We start from the raw sequence: 18,236 nt of genomic DNA on the forward strand, positions 1-18,236 counted from the left end.
AGTACTGGCAGTCTGCAGGATTGCCATGTGCTTTGCTCGCTTGAACGTGCGACGCGCTTGGCGTGACAAGAGCGTGGGTCGCATCGCCGCAGCGATGGTTTCGCAGGCACCACGGCATGCGACCACATGGATTGCCGGGGATTGCGCTTGGTGGCGTCTCCGCGAGGCCAGTCGGTCTCCGAAGCAGGTAGGCCCAACGTCCTGCGACGCAGCGCAGTCCTGCCTGGCACCCGCACTGCCTTGGCAGCGCCGCACACGCTTGCCGCCATGCAGGCGAGTCCGCATAGTGCGGCACCATCGGAACAAGAGCGTCGCAGCCATGGATGTGCGCAACACCACGAGACGGCGCGAGCGCCGTCGCTACGCATGCCAGCTCGCAGTGCTGACCTTGCTGTTGTCGTCGCAGGCGCAGGCCTGGCATCCGCAGTATCCGCCCTGGTCGCGGCCGCCCGTTGGCTCCGAGTGCAAAGTGGACTCGCTATCGGCGGTAGAAGGCAGCGTGCAGTGGGAGGGCGTGACCCATTTTCGCGATGCAAACACTGTGCTCGCCATGGACAACCGCGGCGCAGCGCCGATGTTGCAGGTACGCGACGCAGCCGGACGCGTGCTGCTGCCACCGGTCGAATTGGGCGGTGGGCTGCTTGGTTTTCATGACGTGGAGCGCGTGGATCTCAATGGCGACCGTCGTCCCGATTATGTGGTGACCCTGGGCAGTGGCGGCGTTGGTCTGGCCGGCGGCAATGCGTGGCGCACCGTGGTGTTGTCGCAGGGCGATCGCTACCGCGCGCTGCGTGTGCCCACGCATGAACCCACCGCCGACGATTACCGGCGCGTGCCACGCCGTCGCGGTTGCGCGTTGCTGCAGCTGTCGGTGATCACCGCCAACCCAGCTGCGACCCGCGACCATCGCTGGCATACGTTCTGGGCGTACCGGTTGATGCGTTTTCAGGGCGCTCGCGCGATCGAAGCGAACCGCGCGTTCCCGGGTCTGCCGAACTGGATTCTGTACACGCATCGCACCGGCAACAGCACCGCGACCACGCTGTTGAACAATGCCAGCAAGAGACAGTTGTGGAACGACCCATCGCGGGAGCGCATCACCGCGTTACCGTAACTGCGCCAGGCAAGACGCTGGACACATCGATCATGCAGATGGCTGTGCGGAGCACCGCTCTGCTTCTAAGAATGGCTCACAACACGTGGCGATCAGTCGTCCGGCGCATGTGGACGGCGTACCGGAAACGGACTCTACTAGTGGTGCATGAGAATGTTGGGCGCCGGTCACGCCCACCTGACGGTTGCGCAGTAGTTTTGTAAGTGGCTCTAGATCGACACCCCTCAACACGTGGCATGCAAACGCGTGGCAGGCGATCTACCGCCTGCCACGCATTGCTCTAAAGCGCTTTGACGCTTACTGCCCGAAGAACGTGGAGATCGACGAATACACATCGGAGAAGCGCGAGTAGTAATCCGGATCGGTCTGCGCGGTGCAGTACGAATACCCACCATACAGGCCGCCGCGCAGCTGATACGCACCGCCACTGGCAATGGTGAACAGCCCCGAGCCGGACGAGCCGCCTTCGGTCACGCCGTCGTTCCAGACCACGCGGTACAGCGGCGTCTTGCCGTCGATGGAGGTGTTGAGCCCATTGACCGTGCCCAGCGAGTACTTTTTGACGTCACCCGCGGGGTGATGGATACCCACGATCGAAGTACTGGTGGCACCGATCGCCGCGCTGTTCCAGGCGGCATAGAACGCGCCGCTCGGCGGTGCGGTCTTCAGTTCCAGCAGCGCGGTGTCGCGCGTGGTATTGGCATGGCGCAGGAACGCGCCGCCGGTGAGCGTGGTCGCCTGCGAACTGGCGGTGTTGCCATTGCAGCTGGCCGCATCGTAGAACCAGTACGTCTGCAGGCTGTTGGCTACCGTCTGCGTGCTGATGCAGTGCGCCGCAGTCCAGAACAGATTGCGCTTGGGCGTGTTGGTGTTGTTGAGCAGGGTGCCAGTGCACAGGAACGAGCCCTGGCTGGTGGTGTACAACATGCGCGCCACCGCCTTCGCGGCGCTGGTAAAGCCGGCGGTGGGATTGGCGCGGCATACGATGTCGTTCTGGCAGGAATCGCTCTCGCCGATGGCGATGGTCATCATGTCGCGCGGGCTGGCGGTGGGGCTGATATCCAGATGCGACAGCTGCGGAATGCTGAGGCTGAAGTTCTCCGGGTACAGGCCTGCCGGCAGCGACAGCTCAACCAGCAGGTTTTCGCCGCTCACCGTCGGCGACCAGCCGATGGCATCGCCGGTGCCGACGAAGCTGGCGCCGGATTGTTCGAACACGCGGCCGTCGTCGCCGGCAAAGCGCAGTGTCACCTTGGACGGATCGCCCGGTTTTGCGCCGGCACCACGCAGCAGCAACGCCGCACGCAACGATGCCGCCTGCGCGGAGCCCAGCTTCAAGGTCGCAACGCGCGAACCGTCGCCGGCCATCTGCCAATCGAGCTTGGACAGGTTGACCAACGGCTGTGCCACCGCGCGCGTAAAGCCGATCTGCAGCGGTTGCCCATGCTTGACCTGCGCAATACGACGCTCACGCACGGCACCGAGCTCCTTGCTGCTCGGTGCAGCCAGTTGCGCCACGCGCGTGGGCATGATGCCGCCGCGCAGGCTGGCCGACTGCAACGTCGCCGCGCCGAGCTTGGTCGCCTGCGGCGCGCTACTCACCGCTGCGGCATCCATCTCGGTGGGTGGCGCAGCCAGCGCAACGCCGGACACAGCAGAGAGCAGCGCGAGGTACAACGCATTCTTGCGATTCATGGGTAGTCCTTCTCGTCAGGGATCGGCAGGCTGCGGCGGGGGCCACACCCTTCGGCGCCATCGTTGGCGCCGAACGAGACTAGCGAATGTTTACAGCTGAATATGTGCTGAAAATCTCGTTCAGAGACGGGCGATCAAGAAAAATACAATCGCTTTTGCACACATCGACGCGTTAAGTCGTATGTGCGATGGACATGGGAACCTCGCGCGTGCGTGTACTTATGCGCACGTGCAAGCATGCGTGCACAGCACTGTTGGAACAGCACGTTAGGGAGACTGGCTGCGCGACTCCGCAGGTCGACGAAAGATGCGCGTGCGGCTAATGCATCACGGTATGTCGCGTTCGAGCTGGCGGGTGATGGCCAAAGCGGACGCGCGCACTGCAGCGTGCACGCAGTGCACAGTGGCAAGCAGAGATGCATGCGCTCAACGCCGCGCGCGAAGCGCTATTCCACTGCGTCGCTGGCGCGGAACTCGGTCGAGCGACCACTGACTTTCAAGAACGCCAACACGCACAACCCCACCACCATCCATGCGCTGCCGCCGAGCTGCGCATGCCGGTCGGCGTTGATCAACACATAGGCCAGGATCACGATGCCGATCAGCGGCACCACGCCATGCAACACGATTCGGCCCTGGTTGCGAAAGTGCCAGAGCACGGCGAGATGCAGCAGTACGAATGCGGTCAGCGCACCGACGTTGCACAGCGACGACAGTAGCGCGATCTGGCCGACGAACACTTCGCCCAGCACCATGCTCAACGCCGCCACCAGCAGGATGGCGCGCTGCGGCACGCCCGTGCGTGGATGGATGTAGCGCAGAAACGCCGGCAACTGGCGGTCGCGCGCCATGGCGAACAACAGCCGCGAAGTTGCTGCTTGCGCCACCAGCGAGTTGGCGATTGCCGCACTGATTGCCACCGTCAACGCAATGACGATCTGCAACCACGGCCCGGCAATCAGCCGGCCGATGTCGAAGAACGCATCGTTGGAGGCCTGCGCGCTTGGGTAACGCTGCAGCGTCGGTTGCAGCAACGCAGCCAGCCAGGTTTGCAGCACAAACAGGCCCGCCACCAGCACCAAGGCCAGCAATGTGGCGCGGCCCACCACGCGGTTGCCGCCACGCGTTTCTTCCGACAACGTGGAGATCGCATCGAAACCCAGAAACGACACCACCGCCACCGACAGCGCACTGAAGATCAGCTGCGGCGAAAACGCCTGCGGGTTGTAGAACGGGCGCAGCGTCCACTGCGCGCCGTTGACGCCGCGCTGGATCGCCAGCGTCGCCAGCACCACGAACACCGCAAGCACCACCAACTGCGCGAACAGAAAAAATCGATTCGCCCGCGCAGTCGTTTCGATGCCGCGCAGATTGACCACGGTATTGAGCACCACGAAGAACGCGATCCATGCCGGCTGCGGTACCCCCGGCAACACGTTATGCATGGCATTGGCGCCAACGACGTAGAGCAGGGTAGGCACCAGCAGATAGTCGAGCAGGATCGCCCAACCGGCGAGGAAGCCCATGCCGCTGCTCAGTCCCCGGCCAACGTACGCGTACACCGAGCCGGCCACCGGAAATGCCTGCGACATCTGCTGATAGCTCAAGGCGGTGAACAGCATCGCCACGAAGCCGACCAGATACACCAGCGGCACCATCCCCGCACTGATGTCGAACACCCCGCCGAAGATCGAGAACGGCGCGGTCGGCACCATGAACACCAGGCCGTAGATCAGCAGATCCTTCAGCGTGAGCTGGCGCTTGAGCTCCTGCGTGTAGCCAAAACGTTCCAGCTCTGCCGCATCGTCGCGGCGTGGTGTATCGGTCATGCAGATATCCGCTGTAAGGAAGGCTGGTTCAGCGCAGGCGCGCGGTCCGGAACGCCGATGCTGCACTGCAGCTGTGTGACCGGCATTGTGACGATAATGTGGCCGGCAAGCCCATCCATTGGTAAAAGTGCTAGGTTTTCCGTGCTGGATGTCATCCAGCAATGGCGTCAACGGCTCCGAAGGACCCCCATGTTCGACACTCTGGCCAGCCTGGGCCGCGATCTGCAGGCACTGCGTACGCTCAATGCCTGTCTGGATCGGGTATTTGGCGACGTGTGCGCGTTGGGCTTTCAGTCGCTGGTATACGACTACGCGCCGGTGCCGCTGAGCATGGAAGGCGCGCTGATCACCCCGACTGTGTTCATGCAGCGCAATGCGCCAGGCGATATGCAGCATGTCTGGTGCGAGCACGGCTACTATCAACATGACCCCGTTCAGCAGCGTGCCACGCGACGCACCACGCCCTTCGTGTGGTCGTACCGCACCGATGGCGACCGGCCCGGAGTGGAATACGTCGGCGCCCAGCACCGCCAGGTGACGCGCTATCTGTGCGACAGCGGCATGGCTACCGGTGTCACGGTGCCGTTGCATCTGCCCGGCGGCGCGTTTGCCACGTTCAGTGGCGCGGTCGATGCGAGTGCCGCCGAAGCGCCGCGCCTGGCCGAAGCGCAGCTTGCTCCGTTCTTGCTGCTTGCGCATGGGTTTCAGGCGCGTGCGCAGGAGCTGCTGGACCCGCAGGAGCGTCGTTGCCACCACATCGCGCTGACCCGGCGCGAGCGCGAATGCCTGCAGTATTCGGCCAAGGGGCTGACCGCCAAGAGCATCGCCGCCGCGCTCAATCGTTCTACCGCCACGGTCAATCTGCATCTGAATTCGGCCGCGCGCAAACTGGGCGCACGCAATCGTGTCGAGGCGGTGGTACGTGGCATGCACTACCGATTGCTGGAGCCTTAAGTACGTTGCGGTGGCTGCTTGTGGCATTGATTGCACGCCACGCATCGATGCGCGGCGACCAACGTTCTCAATGACCGGCGCCGCGTTGCGCAGGATGGGTACGACGACTGACGTGATAGCAGGGCGCGCGCCTGCGCTGCAGTGCGTGATGCTGAAGACCTGGTTACGCTGCGTATCGCAGCAGTTGCAGCGGTGTGGTCGATAGTCGTCAACCTTGAACATCGAATTTGCGATTGGTCTGTGCAATCGTCGGTACTTTTAGGCGTTGGTCCACAGCCTGTCTAACGCGCAAGCCATCAACACGATGGCCTCGAAACCGCTGCAAACCTGTGACATTTGCCAGTTAACGCAGACGCAGCTGCCCGCTAGGCTCGGCGCTCATCATTAGCCGAGCAGGCGCAGGTCATGCAGTCCACCGAGGGGTATGTCCAATTCCGCGGCTATCGCACCTGGTACCGCATCAGCGGCGACCTGCGCAGCGATGCCTGCCCGCTGGTGGTGGTGCATGGTGGGCCCGGTTGCACGCATGACTATGTCGATAGCTTCAAGGACCTGGCCGGCAACGGCCGTGCGGTGATTCATTACGACCAGCTCGGTAATGGCCGCTCCACTCATCTGCCCAACGCGGATTCCGCGTTCTGGACGGTCGGCCTGTTTCTGGACGAGTTGCAGACGCTGATCGACCACTTGGGCCTCTCGCAATACTCCCTGCTGGGGCAGTCGTGGGGTGGGATGTTGGCCGCCGAACACGCGGTGCGCCGGCCCAGCGGGTTGCGTGCGTTGGTGATCGCCAATTCGCCAGCGTCGATGGGCTTGTGGCGCGCGGCAGCACTGCGTCTGCGCGCCGGCCTGCCCGAGCAGGTACAGGCCGCGTTGGACCAACACGAAGTCGCCGGCACGCTGGATCACCCGGAATATCGGGCCGCCAGCCAGGTGTTCTACGCGCAGCATGTGTGCCGCCTGGTGCCGTGGCCGGACGAGGTGGCACGCACTTTCGCCGCCATCGATGCCGACCCGACCGTGTATCACGCCATGAATGGCCCAACCGAATTCCACGTGGTGGGCAGTCTGCGCAACTGGAGCATCATCGAGCGTCTGCACCGCATCATGGCGCCCACGCTGGTACTGTCCGGCAAGTACGACGAGGCCACACCGGAAACCGTCGAGCCTTACGCGCGTCTGATTCCGGATGCACGCTGGCATGTGTTCGCCAACTCCAGCCACATGCCGCACGTGGAAGAACGCGCTGCCTGCATGCGTCTGGTCGGCGACTTTCTCGATGACCACACGCCGTGGCCGGGCGGCGAGCTTGCGCATGTGTCGGGATCGATCGCTCGCGCTGTGTAAAGGCGCGGTGCTCCTGGTGGGCAGCTTGTCTGCCTGTTGCGTCGCGGCGTAGCACTGGCGCCCTCGCGCGTCGACTATCGTGCAAAGTCGAGCATTGTCGCGCGACCGTGTCGCAGTGGTGCCCTGCATCAGGCATGCGGGCTGTGCGTGAAAACATTGCGCCACCGCTCGACGAGACATCGACTGCGTGCGTCGGTGCTATGCGGTCTCCCTGATCGTTCACTGCGTTGCCTGCCGCGCAATTGCGCGGCAAGTGGGCTTCCGCGCCCACTGCGGCGTCATAGCGCTCGCAATCCACGCGCGGTCGGTCGTGCGTACTGCATTTAACACTGTGGCTGCATCAGCCTGTCATCGCCAGGAGCATCGGCTGATCTGACACTGCGCGGCTTGCGCCGGCATGTCATCAACACTCGCCGCAGCGTGCCGTGCCTGCGGGACTGGTGCGCCATGTCATCGCTGCAACGTAGAGGCCACGCGGCAGTGTTGCATTCGCTTGATTGTCTATAGCGCACGCACATCGTCGATGTGCAGGTTGTGCTGCGTTGCGTGGCGCTGCATTGCAACAACGGATCGAAGCGACACGCTGTCTCAGCGCAAGCATGCAGTAATCAGCGCCGATGTAGCTGCCTCTGCGCGCATCGTACGCATCGCAAATACCTGCATCTAGCCGCCAATCGCGCGTGAAGTTGCATACACAGCAGTGTCCTGTCCTGCCTGTCTCTTGCTGTCTCTTTTGTATGTCCTGCAAAGAGAACACCGTGGTGCGTCAAAGTTTCAAAGATGGATAATTGTTTTATGTTCTAAATCGCGCGAAGAATGCGGCCCCCACGCACTGCTTTGCCGACGTCGTTGCCATCGCGCAGACGTCGCGCATCGCCTATCGACTTCTTTGGGAGAGGCTGCATGATTAGCAAGATGCTCCAGGGCGCACTCGCGCTTGCACTGTCCACGTGTGCCGCAAGCGCCATCGCCGGCCCGGTTGGCTACGGCGCTGCCACCACCGGCGGCGGCAACAAGACACCGGTCAACGTGGCCACCTTCGAAGCGATGCAGGCGGCCATCGACGGTTATTCCGGCAGTGGTGGTCTGGTGCTCAACTACACCGGCAAGTTCGACTTCGGCACCATCAAGGATGTGTGCGCGCAGTGGAAGCTGCCGGCCAAGACCGTGCAGATCAAGAACAAGAGCGATGTCACCATCAAGGGCGCCAACGGTTCGGCGGCAAACTTCGGTGTGCGCGTGGTCGGCAACGCGCATAACGTGATCATCCAGAACATGACCATCGGCCTGCTGCAAGGCGGCGAAGATGCCGATTCGATTTCGCTGGAAGGCAATTCCACTGGCGAACCGTCCAAGATCTGGGTCGACCACAACACCGTGTTCGCCTCGTTGACCAAGTGCTCCGGCGCCGGCGATGCCTCGTTCGATGGCGGCATCGACATGAAGAAGGGCGTGCACCACGTCACCGTGTCCTACAACTACGTCTACAACTATCAAAAGGTCGCGCTCAACGGCTACAGCGACAGCGATACCAAGAATTCGGCCGCCCGCACCACCTATCACCACAACCGCTTCGAAAACGTCGAGTCGCGCGTGCCGTTGCAGCGTCGCGGGTTGAGCCATATCTACAACAACTACTTCAACAACGTCACCACCTCGGGCATCAACGTGCGCATGGGCGGCGTCGCCAAGATCGAGTCCAACTACTTCGAGAACATCAAGAACCCGGTGACCTCGCGCGACAGCAGCGAGATCGGCTATTGGGACCTGATCAACAACTACGTCGGCAGCGGCATCACCTGGGGCACGCCCGATGGCAGCAAGCCCTACGCCAATGCCACCAACTGGGTCAGCTCCAAGGTGTTCCCGGAATCGCTGGGCTACATCTACACCGTCACGCCGGCCGCGCAGGTCAAGGCCAAGGTGATCGCCACCGCAGGTGCAGGCAAGAATCTGGCCGAGTAAGCGTCGGCGCAGCGTTGCATCCACAGATCCCCGGCAATGCCGGGGATTTTTTTATGTGTCGCGAGGTTGCCGGCCACGCCTTCTGCATCTGTCTGAGGTGGCCGCGCGCCGCAGCGACATGCCGTTGGTAGGAGGGAAGGGCGATGACGACCGCGCATCGCCACACGGTTGGTGTGGACGGTGCCGCAGACGAGTTATCGCGGCACGAGATCACGGTGTGGCCAGGCCGCCTTCGATCAACGCGCACGCTTGGCAACGTCGCCACGTTGCAGCCTGTCTTCAGACCGACCGGCGCGTTGCCTCGCCTTGGCAATGCCAATGCCGCCGTCGGCGTTGCTCCTGCGGTCAGTGTGCACTGCAGCATGACGCGCGAGCGCGTCGCGCATCGGCATGGCCTTGGGCAATCGCTTCGGAGCGAGCGCACGCTGTCGACGGCGCGGCCGCAGCTTCAGCCTGGCCTGGACGTCTTCGTCAAGAGGCGCGGCCGGCGCCACGACGCGGTATCGTGTCGCGTTACCACCTTCGCGATTCCGTCCATGTCGCTTCCGACCGATCCTGTTGCTGAGACCGCTGCGCCTGCGTTGCGCCATGCCTTGAAACCGCGGCAATTGATGATGATGGGCCTGGGCACGGCGATCGGCGCCGGGTTGTTCCTGGGCTCAGGCGTGGGCATCCATGCAGCCGGCCCGGCCGTGCTGGTGTCCTACCTGATTGCTGGCGCGCTGGTGATCATCGTGATGAACGCGCTCGGCGAGATGGCCGCGGCCAAGCCGGCCAGCGGCGCCTTCTCGGTGTACGCGGCCGATGCGATGGGGGCGACTGCCGGCGCAACGGTGGGCTGGCTATGGTGGCTGCAGATCGTGGTGGTGATCGCCGCCGAGGCGGTGGGCGCGGCGAGCCTGTTGGCCACCGTGTGGCCGGCATTGCCGGTGCCGCTGCTGGCGTCGATCTTCATGGCCACCTTCACCGTGATCAACTTGCTGGGCGTGCGCAATTTCGGCGAGTTCGAATTCTGGTTCGCCATCCTCAAGGTGGTCGCCATCGTGATCTTCCTGTTACTCGGCTGCGCATTGCTGGCCGGCCTGCTGCCGGGCGTGGCGTCGCCGGGGCTGTCCAATTTCACCCAGCACGGCGGGTTCGCGCCCAAGGGCCTGGCCGGCGTGGGTACTGCGTTGCTGGTGGTGGTGTTCGCCTTCGGCGGCACCGAGATCGTGGCCGTGGCGGCAGCCGAAACCGCCGACCCCGGGCGCAGCCTGGCGCGCACCATCCGCACCGTGGCCTGGCGCATCCTGGTGTTCTACATCGGTTCGATCAGCGTCATCGTGGCGGTGGTGCCGTGGACCAGCGCCGCACTGAGTTCGCCGTTCGCCGCCGTGCTGGAAGTGGCGCGAATTCCCGGCGCGGCCACCGGCATCACGCTGGTGGCGGTGGTGGCGCTGTTGTCGGCGCTCAACGCCAATCTCTACGGCGCCTCGCGCATGATCTTCTCGCTAGCCCAGCGCGGTGAGGCGCCGCGTTGGCTGAGCAACACCAGCCGCCAGCAGGTGCCGCTGGTGGCGGTGATCGCCAGTGTGCTGTTCGGTTTTGCCGCGGCCGTGCTGGAATTGCTGTATCCGGGCAAGGTGCTGCCGATGCTGCTCAATATCGTGGGCGCTACCTGCCTGCTGGTGTGGACCATCTCGCTGCTGTCGCAGTTGATCCTGCGTGCGCGTGCCGACCGGGCCGGTATCGTCTTGCCGTTCCGTATGCGCGGATATCCGGTGCTGACGCTGCTGGCGTTGGCGATCCTGGCGGTGATCTTCGTGCTGCTGGCGTCCTCGGCCGACACCCGCGCGCAATTCCTGTCGATGGTGGGGCTCACTGCCGGCATCGCCTTGATCAGCGAACTGGCACGCCGGGTACGCGCCGCGGCGTAATCGTGCCGGGTGCGTAGAGCCGACGCATCGGTTTGCATCGGCAAACTGTCGGCGCCTGCAGTTCAGCGACCTGCAGGCGGGTATCGGCGGCGATGTCATGCCGCCGGCTCGATCCCGTCGCTGCACGCATTTGCGGCTGCCGACGGCAATGCCACGACACGCGCGCATCCTGCGGTCAAATGACGCCAGTCAGAGGGTCGGCTACCCATCACCGCCAATGAGCACGCACGTCGCCTTGTGGATGCGCTCTCAAAAAAGCGCTGCGCCCGTGGACTTGCCGGAACGGTTCCATTAGCTTTTAGGCGGTCGAATACAGCGCTTTCAGCGAGTTTTTCCGGATGCCATCTTTTATAATCCAACGCTCATAGGGCGCTGTGAGTCGTGCGTTTTTCAGGGGCATTGCCGGAGCGTCCATGAGTGCCGTGTCATCCCAGGAGTCTGCAGGCCCGACTGTTGCGCAGACGTTGGAGGCCGTGCATGCGCTGGCCTATCCGGTCGACACGCATCTGGATTCGCTGTATCTGTCGCGGGTGGGCGGTTACGATTTCTGGAAAGGCGACTGGAAGGCGCATCGACGCTCGTTGATCCTCTGGCTGATGAACAAGACCTCGCCGAGAGGTCGCAATCAACCGCTGATGCACCATGTGAGTGGCCCCGATTTTCTTGCAGGCGGTTACGGCGGTGCCTGTTTCAGCGCCCACGCGCTCTGGGAAAACCTCGTTGCCGTGCCGTTCTTCGACCCCTGGAAAAACTGGGTGGATCATCGGCGCTATGTCGAGGCGATGGTGGAAGCGAGCCGGGGACGCTTACGGTTGGCACGCAGCGCCGCCGAGCTGCGTGCGATTCGGGCCGAAGGTCTGTGTTGCGCGATCCTGTCGTTGGAGGGGGCGCATATGCTCGGTCCACGCGGCAGTCGCAGCCAGGCGTTGCGGCTGGAGCGTCTGGGCACCGCTGCCAAGGAAGGGGCCGCCTACCTGACACTCAACCATTTCAGCCATACCGACATCTCGCAGGCCGGCTATGCCGCGCTCAATCCGTGGCGCATGATCGAGGGGGCCGGTCTGTCGGAATTCGGTCGGCAGGTCGTGGAGCGCTGCATCGCGGTCGGACTGCTGGTGGATCTTTCGCATACCTCGAGCCAGGGGGTGATCGACGCGTGCGAGATCTGTGTGCAGCGCAACGTGCCGGCCATGGCCTCGCACGCCGCATCGCGCAGCATTACCAGGGGCACCGAAACGCGGCCATCGCATCATCTCGAGCGCGGCTTCGACGATGCGGCGATCCGCGCCATCGTGCAAACCGGTGGCTGCATCAGCGTCATTCTGGCGCCGTACTTTCTGCAACATGCGTATCTGGCCGACGACACGCCGAATATGGATGCCGATCTGGCCTTCGTCATTGGCTACTACGAAGCCTTTGCCCGGCTGATCGCCGGCATGGGAATCGTCGAAGATCCGTGGAAGCATCTGAGTTTCGGTAGCGATTTCGATGGCGGCATCTCCAGCCTGCCGATCGGCATGCGCAGCGGCGCGGATCTGCCCCGGCTCACTCAGGCGATGCTCGATGCAGGCTGGCCCATCCAGCGCATCGTCGATGTCTATAGCGGCAATTTCGTGCGCATCTGGGAGCAGGTGCGGCCATAGCGGCCTGGGTGATGCGGCGGCGGCATGGGAGGCCAATGCGCTGTCAAGCGGCTCGGCGGTGCCGGTGCCGGCAGGGAGGCGGACGACTAAGAGCAGCTAACAAACCTCCTGTGCTCACCGCCAGGCGGGCGCGACCGGTGCTCGGTGCGGCATTTATCCCCTCGTACACTCCGGTTCCTCCGCGCCGTCCACACCCACCTGACGACTGCTCGCTACGTTTTGTTCGCCGCTGTAAGTGCACGGCGAGCGGTGCGACGTGCGCGCATCGTCTGAGCGGGTCGCACTGATCAGGGCCTTGCCGCATGCGCACCGGTGCGCCGTTTTTGCCTGGCAGCTGCGACACACTGCCGCAGATGCGACGCCATGTCGCATCGGGAACGGGCGCATCCGTCCATACCATGTTGGTGTCGCGTAGACGTCGCGATCGACCACCGCAGTGTGTCTCGGCGATCGATTTGCAGCGTGTGCGCCGACGCTTCCCACCTTTTCCTGGAGCACTTTCCGTGGACGCTCTGCTGCTATCGCGTATCCAGTTCGGATTCGTCATCGCCTTCCACGTGTTGTTTCCTGCCTTCACCATCGGGCTTTCCAGCCTGCTGGCGTTTCTGGAATGGCGCTGGTTGCGCACCCGTTTGCCGGTCTGGCGTGAGCTGTACTTCTTCTGGCAAAAAATCTTTGCCGTGTCGTTCGGCATGGGTGTGGTCAGCGGCATCGTGATGGCCTTCCAGTTCGGTGCCAACTGGCCGGAACTGAGCCGCATTGCGGGCGGGGTGATCGGGCCGTTGCTGAGCTACGAAGTGCTCACTGCGTTCTTCCTCGAAGCCAGTTTTCTGGGCGTGATGATGTTCGGGTGGGGACGCATTTCCGAGCGCCTGCACTTCTTTGCCACCTGCATGGTGGCGCTGGGCACGCTGTTGTCCACATTCTGGATTCTTTCTTCCAACAGCTGGTTGCAGACGCCGGCCGGCTACGAGGTGATCGACGGCATCGTGCATCCGGTGGACTGGTTGAAGATCATCTTCAATCCCTCGTTCCCGTATCGGCTTGCGCACATGGCGCTGGGCTCGTTCATCACCACCTGTTTTGTGGTGGGCGCGGTGGGTGCGTGGTATCTGCATCGCGGCGTGCACCGCGAGGCCGGCCTGCGCATGCTCAAGCTGGCGGTGGTGTTCGCGTCCATTACCGTGCCGCTGCAGATCTTTGTCGGCGACATGCATGGCTTGAATACGCTCAAGCATCAGCCGATGAAGATCGCGGCGATGGAAGCGCACTGGCATGCCGAAGAACCAGGCAAGGGATTCCCGCTGGTGGTGTTCGCCCTGCCGAATGCGCAGGCCGAGCGTAACGACTACGAGGTGGCGATTCCGCGCCTGGGCAGCCTGATCCTGACCCACAGCCTGGACGGCAACATCACGCCGCTGACCTCGGTGCCGGCGCACGACCGCCCGCCGGTGACGCCGGTGTTTTTCGCCTTTCGCATCATGGTGGGGATCGGCTCGTTGATGTTGCTGGTGGCCTGGGTGTCGGCATTCGCGTTGTGGCGCGGCAAGCTGGTGCAGTGGCGCTGGTTGCTGGCGACCTGGCGCTGGATGCTGCCGAGCGGCTTCATCGCGCTGATCTCCGGCTGGTTCGTGACTGAAATGGGTCGGCAGCCGTATGTGGTCTACGGGCTGTTGCGCACCGCCGATGCGGTGGGACCGCAGTCGTCGCTGATGACCGCCATCTCGTTGGCGGTGTACGTGGCCGGCTATGCCTTCGTGTTCGGCTGGGGCATCTGGTACCTGGTCAAGATTGGCAAGACCGGGCCGACCCCGCACGATGCACCACATCTGGACCATGGCGAACACACCCCCGCACGGCCGTTGTCGGCGGCCGATGCATCGATCGACGGAGCCGCATGATGGACATGACAACAGTGTTGCCGGTGGCATGGTTCGCGGTGATCGGCTTCGGGGTGCTGATGTACGTAGTGCTGGACGGCTTCGTGCTCGGCATCGGTATCCTGGCGCCGTTTCGCAAGGATGAAGCACAGCTGGACCTGATGATGAACACCGCCGCGCCGATTTGGGACGGCAACGAAACCTGGCTGGTGCTGGGCGGGGCAGGGCTGCTGGCGGCGTTTCCGAAGGCCTACGCGGTGATCTTGTCGTCGTTGTATCTGCCGGTGTTGCTGATGGTGATGGCGTTGGTGTTCCGCGGTGTGGCGTTCGAGTTCCGTTTCAAGGCACAGCGTTCGCGGCGGCTATGGAGCAATGCGTTTGCCGCCGGCTCGATTCTGGCCACCTTCGCGCAGGGCGTGATCCTGGGCGCCCTGGTGCAAGGCTTGCCGATCGAGAACGACCGCTATGTCGGCGGGATCTGGGGCTGGTTCAGCCCGTTCGCGATGCTGACCGGTGCGGCATTGGTGTTCGGTTATGCGCTGCTCGGCAGCACCTGGCTGATCCTCAAGACCGAAGGCCACGTGCAAGCGCTGGCGCGTCAGCTGAGCCGGCCATTGACCCTCAGCGTGCTGGTCTTCATCGGCCTGGTCAGCGCGTGGCTGCCATCGTTGCAATCGCATGTGATGGATCGCTGGTTCAACGATGCGCATTACCTGTGGCTGATGCCGGTGCCGGTGCTGGTTGCCGTGGTGGGCTATGCGCTGTGGCGCGCGACCGAACCGGGGCGGCCGGACACACCGCCGTTCCTGCTGGCAATGGGCTTGTTCGTGCTCGGGTTTCTGGGCCTGGTGCTGGGCATGTGGCCGTATCTGGTGCCGCCGGTCTACACCATCTGGCAGGCCGCCGCGCCGCCGTCTTCGCAACTGTTCGCGATAGTGGGTCTGGTGATGTTGCTGCCGCTGATCTTGGGCTACACGGTGTGGTCGTACCGGGTGTTCCGCGGCAAGATCACTGCGGAGACTGGTTACCACCATTGATGGCGGCGGTCGGGTTTTCGGGTGCTGTGCGGGTTGAAATCAACTGGCAGGCGCAACGCGCGGTAGCGTCAGGTAGGCGCCGGTACGATCACCGCCGGCCTTCGCCTTCACTGCAGCAGTCGCCGCGCGCCTGAGCGCGCGTCCACTGCGTCCAACTGCAACACGCTCAGCGCAGGCGCTGCTTGAACATCCATTCCCACATCGCCGGGTCCGCGTAGGTCGCGTCCCAGACGTTGTGGTTGCCTTCGGGATATTCGCTGTAGCGCAGGTTGGCGCCCACGCCTTTTGCCGCGCGGTACAACGCGCGGTCGTCGTGCGGTGGCACGGAAGTGTCCTTGGCGCCATGGAACGTCCAGATCGGGACGTGCTTGAGCTGGGTGACCGCCGCCGTGTATGGGTCGGCTTCCTTGGCCACCAGGCTGACGTATAGCGTGTGGCGCTCGTCGCGTGGCGCCTTGAGTGCGCCGCAGACCGGCACGATCGCGGCGAATCGCTGCGGCTGCATCAGCCCGATTTCCCACGCCCCATAGCCGCCCATCGAGATACCGGTGAGGTAGGTGCGTTGCGGGTCGGCAGCGAATTCGGCGCTGGCCGCATCCAGCGCAGCGATCGCCATGCGCGCATTGATGCCCAGCCATTCCTCGTCGTCGGGCACCTGCGGCAACACCACCAGTGCAGGGAACTCGGCGGTGTGTTCGCTCAGGTAAGGCCCGACGCCGACTTCGGCCTGATCGCGACCGTTGTCGCCGCGCTCGCCCGAGCCATGCAGAAACAACACGATCGGCCGTGGCTGCGGCGCCTTGGCGGCCGGCACGAACACCTGATAGCGGTATAGCCGGCCCTCCAGCTGCAGGGTGCGGGCGACGAAGTGGCCGCGCCGCCCGTCGTGCTGGCGCTCAGCCATGCTGGAGCAACCGGCGAGCACCAGCGCAAGAATTGCAAGTAAGACGCAACGAACGATCACGCAGCACTCCCCATCGATCACAGAGCTGCAGTATCGCCGCATGCAGCTGCGCTGGCACGTCGCGCTGCGGCGATCGGCATGGACGCGTCATGCGGTCCTTCACTCTTGGCTGCGCGCACACACGATCAGGCGCCCGCGCTCACGGCATCAGGATCAACGTGGCCAGGCCCAGGAAGCTCAAAAAGCCCATCACGTCGGTCAGTGTGGTCAGGATCACGCCGCCGGCCAGTGCCGGATCGAAGCCCAGCCGTTTGAGCGTCACCGGCACCAGCACGCCGCCGAAGGCAGCGGTAAGCATGTTCAAGGTCAGCGCGGTGCCGATCACCAGCGACAGCATCGGCTGACGGAACCAGGCCAGCACGATCAGGCCAAGCCCCACGCCCAGGAACAGGCCGTTGATCAGCGCGACCGTGAGTTCCTTCTTGAGCAGGGTCATCACGTTGGACGAGCCGATCTGCCCCAGCGCCAGGCCGCGCACCATCAGCGCCAGCACCTGGGTGCCGGCGTTGCCGCCCATGCCGGCCACGATCGGCATCAATGCCGCAAGCGCCACCAGTTTTTCGATGGTGCCTTCGAAGCGGCTGACCACGCTGGAGGCCAGAAAAGCGGTGCATAGGTTGATGCCCAGCCAGATCAGCCGGCGACGGAATGCACGCCGCGCCGGGCTGAACATGTCCTCGTCTTCGTCCAGGCCGGCCGCGCTCATGGCCTGGTGCTCGGCCTGCTCGCGGATGATGTCCACCACGTCATCGATGGTGATGCGACCGAGCAGGATGTTGTTGTCGTCCACCACCGGAGCGGAGATCCAGTCGTGATCGGAGAAGCGCCGCGCCACCTCGTCCGAGCCATCGCCCACATCGATCGCCGGTTGTTCGTCGTCGATCAACCGGTTGACCGGCGTGCTGTCCTCATGCGTGACCAGCGCGGCCAGCGACACGCGGCCCAGGTACTGATGACGTCGGCTCACCACATACAGGTGATCGGTGTGATCGGGCAGCTCGCCGCGCAGGCGCAGGTAGCGCAGCACCACATCGACATTGACGTCGGCGCGCACCGTCACCACGTCCGGGTTCATCAGGCGGCCGGCGGTGTCTTCCGGATACGACAGCACCTGCTCCAGCCGCTCGCGGTTCTCGCGGTCCATCGACTTGAGCACTTCGTCGATGACGGTGTCGGGCAGGTCTTCGACCAGATTGGCCAGATCGTCGATGTCCAGGTCTTCGACCGCGGCGACGATTTCGTCGGTGTCCATGTCGGCCAGCAGGCTCTCGCGCACTTCGTCGCCGACATGCAGCAGCACTTCGCCATCGTCTTCCGGGTCGACCAGACCCCACACCACTTCGCGCTTGCCGGGCGGCAGCGATTCGAGCAGGTTGCCGATCTCCGCCGGCGCCAGCGTGTTGACCAGCCGGCGCACCGGCCCCAAGCGTCCGCTATCCAGCGCGTCGGACAGCAATCGTAGCTGGCGCGCAGTCTTGTCGTGGCGGACGGCTTCGGCCATGCGCGGCTCCCCGGAAGAGTGGACGCGCCGTCAGTAGGAGACGCGGTGCTGGATCAGCACGGCATTATCGCTTGCGCATGGTGACGAAACATACAGTGGCGTGGCGATCCGCATGCAGATTGCCGAAGCGATGCGGTAAGCGCCCCGCAGCGGTGAGCGCGTTGCGCAGGTTCTTGCCGCATCGGGCCAACGACGTGCGGCGTGCGCAAGTGGCTATGAAATGGCCGACTCTGCGTGTCGCGGTGCGCGCAGGGCAGAGGCGATCAGATCGGCTAACAACACGTAGCGAGCAGTCGTCAGCTGGGTGCGGGCTACGCGGAGGAACCGGATGTCCGTGTGGTATATGCCGCACCGAGCACCGGCTGCGCACGCATGGCGGTGAACACAGTCG

Annotated in this window: 12 protein-coding genes and 3 other RNA genes; 9 read left to right on the forward strand and 6 right to left on the reverse strand. The window is 63.9% G+C overall.

All coding sequences use genetic code 11. The annotated features are described in order from the left end of the window. The first annotated feature begins 319 nt into the window (after nt 1-319). Nucleotides 320-1,114: a hypothetical protein gene (locus VC212_RS10065; RefSeq protein ID WP_323515278.1), complete on the forward strand. Its 795-nt coding sequence runs from the start codon at nt 320-322 to the stop codon at nt 1,112-1,114. Nucleotides 1,115-1,187: 73 nt separating this feature from the next. Here VC212_RS10065 and VC212_RS10070 read toward each other — a convergent pair. The 3 genes from VC212_RS10070 to VC212_RS10080 form a co-directional block, all read right to left on the reverse strand. Beyond that, nucleotides 1,188-1,263, reverse strand: a non-coding RNA gene (locus VC212_RS10070) — sX9 sRNA. A 148-nt stretch (nt 1,264-1,411) separates the two neighbouring features. Further along, complete coding sequence (locus VC212_RS10075; protein WP_323515277.1) at nt 1,412-2,809, reverse strand: trypsin-like peptidase domain-containing protein; 1,398 nt, start codon at nt 2,807-2,809, stop codon at nt 1,412-1,414. 446 nt (nt 2,810-3,255) lie between these two features. Then, nucleotides 3,256-4,638, reverse strand: coding sequence for an APC family permease (locus VC212_RS10080; protein ID WP_055849509.1), 1,383 nt, complete (start codon nt 4,636-4,638; stop codon nt 3,256-3,258). Nucleotides 4,639-4,827: 189 nt separating this feature from the next. On the opposite strand from VC212_RS10080, the gene VC212_RS10085 reads away from it, so the two are divergent. The 8 genes from VC212_RS10085 to cydB all read left to right on the forward strand — a co-directional run bounded on the left by VC212_RS10085 (nt 4,828) and on the right by cydB (nt 15,380). Then, the gene (locus VC212_RS10085) at nt 4,828-5,592 is read left to right on the forward strand and encodes a LuxR family transcriptional regulator (protein WP_323515276.1); all 765 of its coding nucleotides are present in this window, start codon (nt 4,828-4,830) and stop codon (nt 5,590-5,592) included. A 405-nt stretch (nt 5,593-5,997) separates the two neighbouring features. Further along, a complete protein-coding gene (locus tag VC212_RS10090; RefSeq protein ID WP_323515275.1) occupies nt 5,998-6,939 on the forward strand; it encodes a proline iminopeptidase-family hydrolase in 942 nt (313 codons plus the stop codon). Between the two features lie 903 nt (nt 6,940-7,842). After that, nucleotides 7,843-8,904, forward strand: a complete 1,062-nt coding sequence (locus VC212_RS10095; protein WP_115513519.1) for a pectate lyase — start codon at nt 7,843-7,845, stop codon at nt 8,902-8,904. Nucleotides 8,905-9,440: 536 nt separating this feature from the next. Beyond that, entirely contained in the window at nt 9,441-10,820 is a 1,380-nt protein-coding gene (locus tag VC212_RS10100) for an amino acid permease (RefSeq protein WP_323515274.1), read from the forward strand. A 413-nt stretch (nt 10,821-11,233) separates the two neighbouring features. Then, nucleotides 11,234-12,463 (forward strand): membrane dipeptidase, encoded by a 1,230-nt coding sequence (locus VC212_RS10105; RefSeq protein ID WP_323515272.1) that lies wholly within the window; start codon nt 11,234-11,236, stop codon nt 12,461-12,463. Nucleotides 12,464-12,614: 151 nt separating this feature from the next. Further along, a non-coding RNA gene (locus VC212_RS10110) (sX9 sRNA) lies at nt 12,615-12,691 on the forward strand. A 275-nt stretch (nt 12,692-12,966) separates the two neighbouring features. Then, nucleotides 12,967-14,364: a cytochrome ubiquinol oxidase subunit I gene (locus VC212_RS10115; RefSeq protein WP_323515270.1), complete on the forward strand. Its 1,398-nt coding sequence runs from the start codon at nt 12,967-12,969 to the stop codon at nt 14,362-14,364. Next, nucleotides 14,364-15,380: a cytochrome d ubiquinol oxidase subunit II gene (gene cydB, locus VC212_RS10120; RefSeq protein WP_115513515.1), complete on the forward strand. Its 1,017-nt coding sequence runs from the start codon at nt 14,364-14,366 to the stop codon at nt 15,378-15,380. The genes VC212_RS10115 and cydB overlap by 1 nt, the downstream gene beginning before the upstream one ends. A gap of 166 nt (nt 15,381-15,546) precedes the next feature. On the opposite strand, the gene VC212_RS10125 is transcribed toward cydB, so the two are convergent. From VC212_RS10125 to VC212_RS10135, 3 genes are all read right to left on the reverse strand, one after another. Further along, the gene (locus tag VC212_RS10125) at nt 15,547-16,386 is read right to left on the reverse strand and encodes a prolyl oligopeptidase family serine peptidase (RefSeq protein WP_164497843.1); all 840 of its coding nucleotides are present in this window, start codon (nt 16,384-16,386) and stop codon (nt 15,547-15,549) included. 97 nt (nt 16,387-16,483) lie between these two features. Continuing rightward, nucleotides 16,484-17,845 carry a magnesium transporter gene (gene mgtE / locus VC212_RS10130; protein ID WP_055849537.1) on the reverse strand — a complete coding sequence of 454 codons (1,362 nt, stop codon included), beginning with the start codon at nt 17,843-17,845 and terminating at the stop codon, nt 16,484-16,486. 270 nt (nt 17,846-18,115) lie between these two features. Further along, a non-coding RNA gene (locus VC212_RS10135) (sX9 sRNA) lies at nt 18,116-18,190 on the reverse strand. Between the last annotated feature and the right edge of the window lie 46 nt (nt 18,191-18,236).

It is taken from the genome of Xanthomonas sp. WHRI 8932A (assembly GCF_035012785.1).
GTDB lineage: Bacteria > Pseudomonadota > Gammaproteobacteria > Xanthomonadales > Xanthomonadaceae > Xanthomonas.

Excerpts from the sequence above, each read along its gene's own strand:
- VC212_RS10065 (WP_323515278.1), top strand. The coding sequence starts at position 320 with ATGGATGTGCGCAACACCACGAGACGGCGCGAGCGCCGTCGCTACGCA.
- VC212_RS10075 (WP_323515277.1), bottom strand. The coding sequence starts at position 2,809 with ATGAATCGCAAGAATGCGTTGTACCTCGCGCTGCTCTCTGCTGTGTCC.
- VC212_RS10080 (WP_055849509.1), bottom strand. The coding sequence starts at position 4,638 with ATGACCGATACACCACGCCGCGACGATGCGGCAGAGCTGGAACGTTTT.
- VC212_RS10085 (WP_323515276.1), top strand. The coding sequence starts at position 4,828 with ATGTTCGACACTCTGGCCAGCCTGGGCCGCGATCTGCAGGCACTGCGT.
- VC212_RS10090 (WP_323515275.1), top strand. The coding sequence starts at position 5,998 with ATGCAGTCCACCGAGGGGTATGTCCAATTCCGCGGCTATCGCACCTGG.
- VC212_RS10095 (WP_115513519.1), top strand. The coding sequence starts at position 7,843 with ATGATTAGCAAGATGCTCCAGGGCGCACTCGCGCTTGCACTGTCCACG.
- VC212_RS10100 (WP_323515274.1), top strand. The coding sequence starts at position 9,441 with ATGTCGCTTCCGACCGATCCTGTTGCTGAGACCGCTGCGCCTGCGTTG.
- VC212_RS10105 (WP_323515272.1), top strand. The coding sequence starts at position 11,234 with ATGAGTGCCGTGTCATCCCAGGAGTCTGCAGGCCCGACTGTTGCGCAG.
- cydB (WP_115513515.1), top strand. The coding sequence starts at position 14,364 with ATGGACATGACAACAGTGTTGCCGGTGGCATGGTTCGCGGTGATCGGC.
- VC212_RS10125 (WP_164497843.1), bottom strand. The coding sequence starts at position 16,386 with ATGCGGCGATACTGCAGCTCTGTGATCGATGGGGAGTGCTGCGTGATC.
- mgtE (WP_055849537.1), bottom strand. The coding sequence starts at position 17,845 with ATGGCCGAAGCCGTCCGCCACGACAAGACTGCGCGCCAGCTACGATTG.